At 65.9% G+C, this 8,305-nt stretch carries 9 protein-coding genes and 1 pseudogene; 1 reads left to right on the forward strand and 9 read right to left on the reverse strand.

The features are described from left to right. Window positions 1-3 precede the first annotated feature (3 nt). Complete coding sequence (locus tag AC1D1S_RS16865; protein ID WP_476943914.1) at window positions 4-636, forward strand: energy-coupling factor transporter transmembrane component T family protein; 633 nt, start codon at window positions 4-6, stop codon at window positions 634-636. A gap of 224 nt (window positions 637-860) precedes the next feature. Here AC1D1S_RS16865 and AC1D1S_RS16870 read toward each other — a convergent pair whose 3' ends face one another. From AC1D1S_RS16870 to AC1D1S_RS16910, 9 genes and pseudogenes are all read right to left on the reverse strand, one after another. After that, window positions 861-2,147 (reverse strand): MFS transporter, encoded by a 1,287-nt coding sequence (locus AC1D1S_RS16870; protein WP_476994986.1) that lies wholly within the window; start codon window positions 2,145-2,147, stop codon window positions 861-863. Continuing rightward, window positions 2,144-2,599, reverse strand: a complete 456-nt coding sequence (locus AC1D1S_RS16875) for a MarR family winged helix-turn-helix transcriptional regulator (protein ID WP_028275528.1) — start codon at window positions 2,597-2,599, stop codon at window positions 2,144-2,146. The genes AC1D1S_RS16870 and AC1D1S_RS16875 overlap by 4 nt, the downstream gene beginning before the upstream one ends. Window positions 2,600-2,797: 198 nt before the next feature. Further along, a complete protein-coding gene (locus AC1D1S_RS16880; RefSeq protein WP_476994987.1) occupies window positions 2,798-3,787 on the reverse strand; it encodes a cyclase family protein in 990 nt (329 codons plus the stop codon). Next, entirely contained in the window at window positions 3,784-4,041 is a 258-nt protein-coding gene (locus tag AC1D1S_RS16885) for a hypothetical protein (RefSeq protein ID WP_243177683.1), read from the reverse strand. Before AC1D1S_RS16885 ends, AC1D1S_RS16880 begins: the two co-directional genes overlap by 4 nt. A gap of 12 nt (window positions 4,042-4,053) precedes the next feature. Next, window positions 4,054-5,391: a TRAP transporter large permease subunit gene (locus AC1D1S_RS16890; RefSeq protein WP_243177685.1), complete on the reverse strand. Its 1,338-nt coding sequence runs from the start codon at window positions 5,389-5,391 to the stop codon at window positions 4,054-4,056. Window positions 5,392-5,472: 81 nt separating this feature from the next. Then, window positions 5,473-6,261 (reverse strand): NAD(P)-dependent oxidoreductase, encoded by a 789-nt coding sequence (locus AC1D1S_RS16895; protein ID WP_243177686.1) that lies wholly within the window; start codon window positions 6,259-6,261, stop codon window positions 5,473-5,475. Window positions 6,262-6,281: 20 nt separating this feature from the next. Then, on the reverse strand, window positions 6,282-6,911 hold the full coding sequence (locus AC1D1S_RS16900) for an RraA family protein (protein WP_476994988.1): 630 nt from the start codon (window positions 6,909-6,911) through the stop codon (window positions 6,282-6,284). Window positions 6,912-6,947: 36 nt separating this feature from the next. Beyond that, entirely contained in the window at window positions 6,948-7,949 is a 1,002-nt protein-coding gene (locus AC1D1S_RS16905) for a tripartite tricarboxylate transporter substrate binding protein (RefSeq protein WP_243177689.1), read from the reverse strand. A gap of 64 nt (window positions 7,950-8,013) precedes the next feature. Continuing rightward, window positions 8,014-8,305, reverse strand: a pseudogene (locus AC1D1S_RS16910) (tripartite tricarboxylate transporter permease); the annotation flags it as partial.

The raw sequence follows: 8,305 nt of genomic DNA on the forward strand, positions 1-8,305 counted from the left end.
GGCGTGAGCGGCCACGGCTTCTTGCTGGCGGCGTATGTGCCGGGCTCGTCCCTGGTCCACCGCGCGCCGCTGTGGCTGAAGTTCCTGCTGGTCGTGGGGTGCGGGATGACGTCGTTCCTGATCGCCGACTGGGCCGTGTCCGCCGCCATGCTGGTGCTGCTCTGCGGACTGTTCCTGCTCAGCGGGGCCGGCTCGGCCCGGCTGTTCCGCGCGGTGCGTCCGGTCCTTCCGGTGCTCGTGGCGATCGGGCTTTTCCAGTGGTGGCAGCTGGGCGCACCGACCGCCGCCCGGATCGTCCTAAACGTCCTGGTCTGCGTCGTCGCGGCGTCAATCTTGACCGCCACCACTCCTGTGCAGGCACTCCTGGACGGCGTGGCGTCGCTTGCGCGGCCGTTCCGGCGCTTCGGTGCGGACCCGGAGCGCTTCGCCCTGACCATCGCCATCATGCTCCGCAGCATCCCGTTCGTTGCCGGGGCCTACACGGACGTGCGCGACTCGGCCCGGGCGCGCGGACTCGAACGAAACCCGCGGGCTTTGGTGTTGCCCGTCTTCATCAGCACGGTGGCCTTTGCCCGGCAGACCGGCGAAGCCCTCGCCGCCCGTGGGCTGGGCGAGCCGGAGGACCCGGAGGATTAGCCCCGGATGGCCGGGCCGGGGCCCCTGTTCAGCTGGTTGGTGGACATGCCCTCCCCTAGCCGCGGCCAGTGGACATATGGCCCCAATGCCCACACGCGGGGCCCAAGAATGGACATGTCCCGCTTAGGTGGCCCGCGGAGTGGCCGCCCGCAGGTTCGGAAAATGGACATGCCCTCCCCTGGCAGTCCGCAGGCCGGCAATTGGCCGCTTCAGTCGCCCCCGACTTAGCGGGCGGCCTCGCGGTTCCTTGTCCTCCCGTAGCCTGTGCGCTTCCTGACGGACACAGTCCGCAGTTGCGCCCGCAGCGTCAAAGTGCTGCTCCGGCTGACCACGATCACCGAGCACAAGCCGGTGAGCAGCACGATGGAGCCGCCGGCGGCCACCGACCAGCGCGCGCCGAATTCAGTGCCGATCCATCCCATCAGGGGCGCCCCGACGGCGGTCCCGCCCTGCAGGACCGCCAGGTACAGCGCCAGCACACGCCCCCGGAACTGCGGTTCCACCGAGAGCTGGATACTCGTATTGCAGCTGTTCAGGAAGGTCATTGATGCAAGGCCAACCGGAACCAGGACGGCTGCGTAGAGCCAAAACGAAGGGGTCACGCTGCCCACGAGCGTGAAAAACCCCAGGCCAAGGGCGCCGCCGAGCAGGAAGCGCAGCCGGGGCCGGGACCTGCGGGCTGCCAGCAACGCGCCAGCCAAAGTCCCCACAGCCATGATGGAGCCCAAGAGCCCGAACTCCCCCGGCCCCATCCCGAATTCTGCGGTGGACATCAGTGCGTTGGTGATGGCGAAATTCATGCCGAATGCTCCCAGGATCCCGACCATGACAAGTATGAGCACCAGATCCGGGCGCCGCCATACGTACCCCAAGCCCTCCGCGACCGGATGCTTGCCATTGCCTGCCGGCACCGCCGCGAACAACCCGGACGGACGTATGCGCCATAGGGAGACGATGACCGCGGCGAAGCTGGCTGCGTTGAGCAGGAAAACGGGTCCCGTGCCCACCCAGGCAATGAGCACACCGGCAATGGCGGGTCCAGTGAGCYGGGCGGTGTTGAACGAGGCGGAGTTGAGCGCCACGGCATTTGAAATGTTGTTCTGCCCCACAAGTTCGGAGACGAAGGCCTGGCGCGCAGGTCCGTCTATTGCGCTGGCCACCCCAAGGCAGAGGGCCGCCACATATACCTGCCACAACTGCGCCGAACCGGTCAGGACCAGGAGCCCGACCAGCAGTCCGCACAGGCCCATGGCCGTCTGCGTCCACTTGAGGATCACGAGTTTGCGGTACCTGTCCGCAAGCACGCCCGCGTACGGGCCAAGGAGCAGCATCGGAAGGAACTGCAGTCCCGTTGTGATGCCGACGGCGGTACCGGAATGGTCGGTCAATACTGTCAGTACCAGCCAGTCCTGCGCCACCCTCTGCATCCATGTGCCGATGTTGGATACCAGGGCCCCGCCCGCCCACATCCGGTAGTTGCGGTTCCCCAGGGCCCGGAACATGACACTCATCTGGCGCTCAACTCCTGCATGATGCGGGCGGCGCGGCTCAGCGTCAGACGGTCCTCGTCACTCAGAGTCGCGACGCGCTGCGCCAGCCACGCTGTCCGCTGGCTGCGGGCCTCATTCAGGACGGCCTCACCGGCCGGAGTAATCCAGACGAGCACCTGACGGCCGTCCTCGGGATGGGCTGACCGCGACACGAAGCCCTGATCGGTCAGCGCGTTGACTATCCGGGTCATCGACGGCGCCTGAACATGCTCCCGCTCGGCCAGCTCGCGAAGGGTTTGGGAGCCGCTGCGAAGATGTGCCAGGACTGTGTACTGTCCCGGCGTAAGAACGTCACCGCTTGCCTCGATGCGGAGCCGGCGCGACGTGCGCATAACGGCGGTCCGAAGCTCGATCGCCAAAATGTCAGGCCGGATGCTGTCTCCTGCGTGACGGGAATCGCGGGTGGTGGTCATAACGCCTCCAAGACCTGCACGGCAGCAATAGTTAGCTGCGCTAATTAGCATTGCTAACTACTATTCTACCGGTCCATCCACGAAATTGCATGGCCGCCGGCGAGCAGGCCCAAGGCCGCCCTGACGGCCCATTTCCCTCGTGGTTCAGTGTGCGGCGGGCAGGCCCGGTGCCGCGCCGGTCCGCACCGTCGCGCTGGGTCACGTCACTGCCGTGGCGTTCGCAGGTKACCCGGTGCCGCCGGTGATGTTCAGCGGTTTGATGCTGACGAAGGCGTCCCAGGTTCCGGCCTTCTTCATGTGTCGGCTGAGGGGTCCCAGTTTCCAGAGTTCGCCGAGCGGCATGCCGAGTTTGGCCAGGAGCTGTTGGTGCATCATGCCGTGGTCGTTGGGCGCCGATAACAGAAAGGGGCTTTCGGGAATGACGGGCAGGCATTCGAGGGCGAAGTTGTCGGCGGCAATCAGCGCGAGGCGGTGGTCCCAGGCCCAGGCGACGAATTCCTGTGATTGGGCGATGCCGGTGGCGCGGCGGCTCTCCCGGGTCTGTTGCTTGTCTGCCATGGCCAGGGCCAGGAACCATTCACACCATCCGGTGTGGAGCATGAGGATGTCGCCGGGCTGGATGGTGAGGGATTGGGCCTGGATGGCTGCCTGGATCAGGTCAAGCCCGAGGGGCTCACCTGCTGCGTGGTCAATGGGAGTGCCTTCGCCGGTGCAGTAGCCGTCGAGGTCGACGAGCACTCCCCTGCCGACGATGGGTTTGTCAGCCCATTCCTGGATGCCGAGGTCCGGGGTGCCTTCCGTAATCCGGTCATCGGGGGTGCCGTTGTAGAAGCCGATGTCGTCTGCCCGGCGGTGCCGGAGCCCGTCGACCTGCGTGGATCCCTGGAGGTAATACCCGTCCAGGTAGTCGTCCCGGTGGGCCGGGTGGGAGGAGTAGATTGTGTGACGAGGGGCGCTGCGCTTGAGTGACATTCCGGGATCGAAGGCATCGGCCGGGTAGTCCAGGCCGAAGACCACGCCGGTCCTGATGCAGTTCCTGGCCTCCAGGGTCGTGTCCTGCGTGATGAAGGACGGCGTTCCGCGGTCAGGTTGGGGAAACAGCCCCCACGACGTCCCGGATAGCGCGCCCTGCCGTTCGAGAAGTTCGGCGAAGGACGGGTAGGTTCCGGATTCCCTGGTGTCGGTCATCGCGTCGCTGCCTTCTGGGGAGTCTGTTCTTTGTTCTCGTAGCGCTTGTAGTTGAGGAAGAACCCGGCGATCGCACAGATCGATGCCGCAAGGCACATCGGGGGTTTGACGGATTCGTTGAAGAATACGAGCCATTCGCTCTGGCCGGCGGCAAGGGCGATGGCCTGGCCCGTCACGAACAGGACTCCGCCGGCGAGGAGGGCGGCGAGGCTCAGGGCGAAGATGACTTCGATGGCTCGTCTGATCTTGTGCATGTCGCGGTTCCTTTAGATCGGCAGGATGCCGAGGATGATGAGCACGCCGATGCCCAGCAGGGGCAGGGCGTAGTGGGTGAGCAGTCGGGCGAAGGTTTTGATCGGGTCCACGTCCGCGATACCGCAGGCGACATACAGCGGCGCGCCTCCGGGGGGAACGGCGGCTTCGCAGGATGAGAAGACGAGCACGGCGACGGCGGCGGTGGTCGCCGGAACACCGGCGCTAACGAGTGTGGCGACACCGACGGTTCCGACGGCGGCCATGGTGGCCGTGGCGGAGAGGGGCGCGGCGACGGCGATGACGATCAACCCGATGAGGATGGCGAGGAGCCACAGGGGCAGGTTCATCCGGTTGAGCAGTGCCGTCATTTGCTGGGGCAGGCCGGTGGCGGCGAGGGCGTTGGCGCCGGCGAAGGCAAAGACGACAGTGATGCCGACGATCCCGAACCTCGGGGCGGACTCCTGCAGCAGGCTCCACCAGCCCCGGCCGCTGCGTGGGAGGTTTTTTCGGCCGAGGACGGCGCCGGTGATGATCAGGACCACCGGGATCCAGACGATGACGCTCAGGGACTTGGTGATGTCTCCGCCGGTCCAGTCCGACAGTGCGGTGGCGATGAAGGCGGAGGTGATGATCAGTGGGATGGCCACCACGACGAACAAAAGCAGGGTGGCCCAGCCGCGGCCGAACGCCGCCCGGACCGGCAACCGGTGCGCGGCATCCAAGGGTGTCATCCCGCTCTTGCGGATCAGCAGCCAGGTGACGATCAGCCGGTGCAGGAAGCACCACAGCCCGCCGATGAACAACGGAAGCACGAGTTCATTGACGTTCAGCAGGGGCCCGACTGTGGCGGAGCCGACCAGGACGAACATCGAGGCGCTGAACGGGAAAGTGATGCCCATTCCGGCGTTTCCCGCCACGAGGGTCGCGGCCGCGGGCTTGTCGAGCCGGGACTTTTCCATCCACGGGATGGTCACGGAACCCACGGTCGCGGCGATCGCCGCCTGGTTGTGGACCACACCGCCGAGGCCTGCCGACGCCACGGTGGACACCCAGGCGGGGCCTCCCTTGCTACCGCCGATCAGTGAGTTCAACAGGTCGATGAGCCGGTCCAGCACTCCGGTCTTGTCCAGCAGGTACCCCATGAAGACGAACGCCATGGTGGCGTAGACGATTTCATCAGTCACCGCCGTGTAAAGGGAGGACCAGCCGATCTGCGCCGCTGTGACCCCCGTGAAAGGCAGGACGACCAGGAATCCGAGGATCATGGCCTCTCCAACGCTGCGCTTGAGAAGGGTCGTCCACAGCAGGATGACGGCCAGATAGGCTGCCAGGGCCCAGATGCCGATCATGCTGCTGCTCCTGACGTGGTAGTGCTGGTTTGCGGATGGTTCATCATTGATTCCTGTAAACGATTCTGCCTGAGGTCGGGGTCAGCGCAAGGCCGGCGCCGCCTGTGCTGATTTCTCGGCGATGCGCGTAAGTGCCGCAGCGGAGGCTGTGGTCATTTCGGCGGGGACTCCGAGGTCGGTGAGGTAGCCGGCAGTGTCCTGCATCTCCTTGGAACGGCGCAGGGCGTGCTTGGCGGTGCCGGTGAGGAACCTGTCGATGACGGCCTGGCCGTCCCCCGCCAGTTGCCTGGCGATCTGACTCCTGATCCAATCTTCCAGTCCCGCGGCCCGTCCCGCCGTGACGGCTTCGACCACCACGGAGGCCAGGCCTTTCATCAAGACGCTGCGGAGCAGTTTGTGGGCCATCGCGGCCCCGGGCTCGCCGTCGGCGATTTCGACCTCGGCACCGAGCGGCGCCAGAAGATCGGCAACGGCCCGGGACCCCGGGCCACTGACCATCAGCGGGGTCTTCTCGCCCAGCGCGGCTACGGGCCCGAGGATGGCGACGTCAACGAAGAGTGCCGGACTGGGCAACTGCCCAAGTTCCCGCATGACGTGCGGTGAGGACGAGGTGAAGTCGGCATAGCAGCTGCCCTCCGGCAAGACGGGCAGGCATTCCTGGGCCACATTGCGGGCTGCGGCTGCTCCGGTGAGGACCAGGACAACGTCTGCGCCAAGGCACGCCTCGGCCGCGGTTGCTGCCCTGGTGACGCCGGCCGGGGTGGATGGTGCGACGGGATCAAATCCTGTGACGCTGTGGCCTGCCGCAATGAGTGCAGTCGCGTAGGTGGCTCCGGCTTCGCCGAGGCCGATGATGGTGCACGCGGTCATAGTTTTCTGTCTTTCTTGCTTTAGTGTCGGTCGGCGATGATGGCGGCCCGGCGGGTGGTTTCGTCGTCGAAGACTGCTTCGGCGGCTTCGGCGACAGCAATTGCCTGTTCCCTGGGGATGACGACGACGCCGTCGGAGTCGCCGAYGATGATGTCSCCGGGCAGGACGGGGATCCCGCCGAAGGAGATGGGCGTGCCGAGACGGGAGGGCCCGTTCTTGTAAGGTCCGGCCGGGGTGATGGCGCGGGCAAAGACGGGCATGCCGATCTCGCGGAGGGCTTCGGCGTCGCGGGCTGCCCCGTCCAGGGCGAAGCCGGCGAGGCCAAGATTGATGGCCCGTTCGCCGATGAGCTCGCCCAACAGTGCCCGGGATTCGTCTCCGCCGCCGGAGACGACGATCACGTCCCCGGCGCGGGCGAGCTGCAGTGCGCGGTGGATGCCCTGGTTGTCCCCGGGGCGTGTCCAGACGGTGAAGGCTGGTCCGGCGAGGCGGGCGCCGGGCCAGATTGCCTGAATGGCTGAGTCCGCGATTCCGAGGCGGTCCATGGCGTCGCCGATGTTGGCGGCGGGAAGTTTGGCAAGGCGGCCTATCAGGTCCCGGTCGGGGCGGACGAAGTTTGCGTCGATGTCCTCAAGGACTGGAGTTGTCATGGTGGATTCTTCCGTGGGTGGCGGCTGGTGGTTGGACTAGTCTTTTTTCTGGACCAGCGGGAGGACCTTCTTGAAGTCCTCTTCCTGTCCGGCCCAGAACTTCTCGTAGTCGGTGCCGGAGAGGTAGCTGGTCTGCAGGCCCAGGGCGCTCATCTTTTCCTTGACGGCAGGATCCTCGATGGCCTTTTGGAGGGCGGCTTCGAGCTTCTTGGCGACGGCGTCCGGCAGCCCGGCCGGTGCGGAGTAACCGCGGACGGTGCCGGCTTCCACCTCGTAGCCGGATTCCTGGAAGGTGGGAACGTCCGGCAGCGAGGGTGAGCGTTCGGCGGTCATGATGCCCAGGACCCGGGCCTTGCCCTGCTTGGTCAGGTCGGTCACGTCACTGACGTTGGCAACGAGGACGTCCACGTGCCGGCCAAGGAACGCGGTGGTGGCCTGGGAGGCGCCTTCGGAGAAGTGCACGGGGGCGAATTCGGAGCCGGTGGTTTCCTGGATCTGGGCCAGGGCGAAGTGTTCGCCGGTCTGCAGTCCGGTGGTGCTGGCGGTCATGGATTTCGGGTTTGCCTTGGCGGCGTCGAGGAGTTCCTTCAGCGTCTTGTACGGGCTGTCCGGCTGGACGGCAATGACGGCGGGGTCGATGACCTGCCGGCCGAGGGGCTGGAAGCTGGCGCGGGTGTATTTGGCGCCGCGGGCCGGGTCCAACGGTGAAACGACCACTGACGGCGAGCCGGTCGCGCCGATGGTGTACCCGTCGGGCTTGGCGCTGGTCAGTGCCGTGTAGCCGATCTGTCCGCCGGCGCCGGGCTTGTTGATGACCTCGACGTTGGTGCCGAGTTCCTTCTCCAGGATCGGCTGAACGAGGCGGGCTGCGGTGTCCACGGCTCCGCCGGAGGAGAAGGCGACAATCAGGTCGATGGACTTGCCCTTCTTGGGGAAGTCCTCCCCTGAGGTGTTGGAGGCGCTGGCGTTGGCGCCGCAGCCGGTGAGGGCGATGAGTGCTGCTGCTGCGAAGGCTGCGGTGATTTTATTGCGTGACAAGGGTCTTCTCCTTTGAAGAAATGCGTTGGTGGCTGTTGGGTGTTTGGACGGTGGATTAGGAGGGTCAGGCTTCGGGGTCCTCGGTGAGTGCCTTGGGTTTGCGGAACTTGAGCAGCGGGCTGCAGATGATCAGCACGCCAAGGCCGATCAGCACCGCGGAGATGGGGCGGTTGACGAACACGCTGAAGTCACCTTGGGAGATTTCCAGGGATTCGCGGAGTGATCGCTCCATCAGCGGGCCCAGCACCAGTGTGAGGACCATCGGTGCCAACGGGATGTCCAGGTTCCGCAGGGCCAGGCCGAGGAGACCGAACCCGATCATGACGAAGACGTCGAACACGCTGAAGTTGATGGTG

This window comes from Arthrobacter sp. P1_A5 (assembly GCF_056406825.1).

What these genes read in the sequence shown, in the direction of transcription:
- AC1D1S_RS16875 (WP_028275528.1), bottom strand. Translation starts at nt 2,599, where the DNA reads ATGACCACCACCCGCGATTCCCGTCACGCAGGAGACAGCATCCGGCCT.
- AC1D1S_RS16885 (WP_243177683.1), bottom strand. Translation starts at nt 4,041, where the DNA reads ATGCACAAGATCAGACGAGCCATCGAAGTCATCTTCGCCCTGAGCCTC.
- AC1D1S_RS16890 (WP_243177685.1), bottom strand. Translation starts at nt 5,391, where the DNA reads ATGATCGGCATCTGGGCCCTGGCAGCCTATCTGGCCGTCATCCTGCTG.
- AC1D1S_RS16895 (WP_243177686.1), bottom strand. Translation starts at nt 6,261, where the DNA reads ATGACCGCGTGCACCATCATCGGCCTCGGCGAAGCCGGAGCCACCTAC.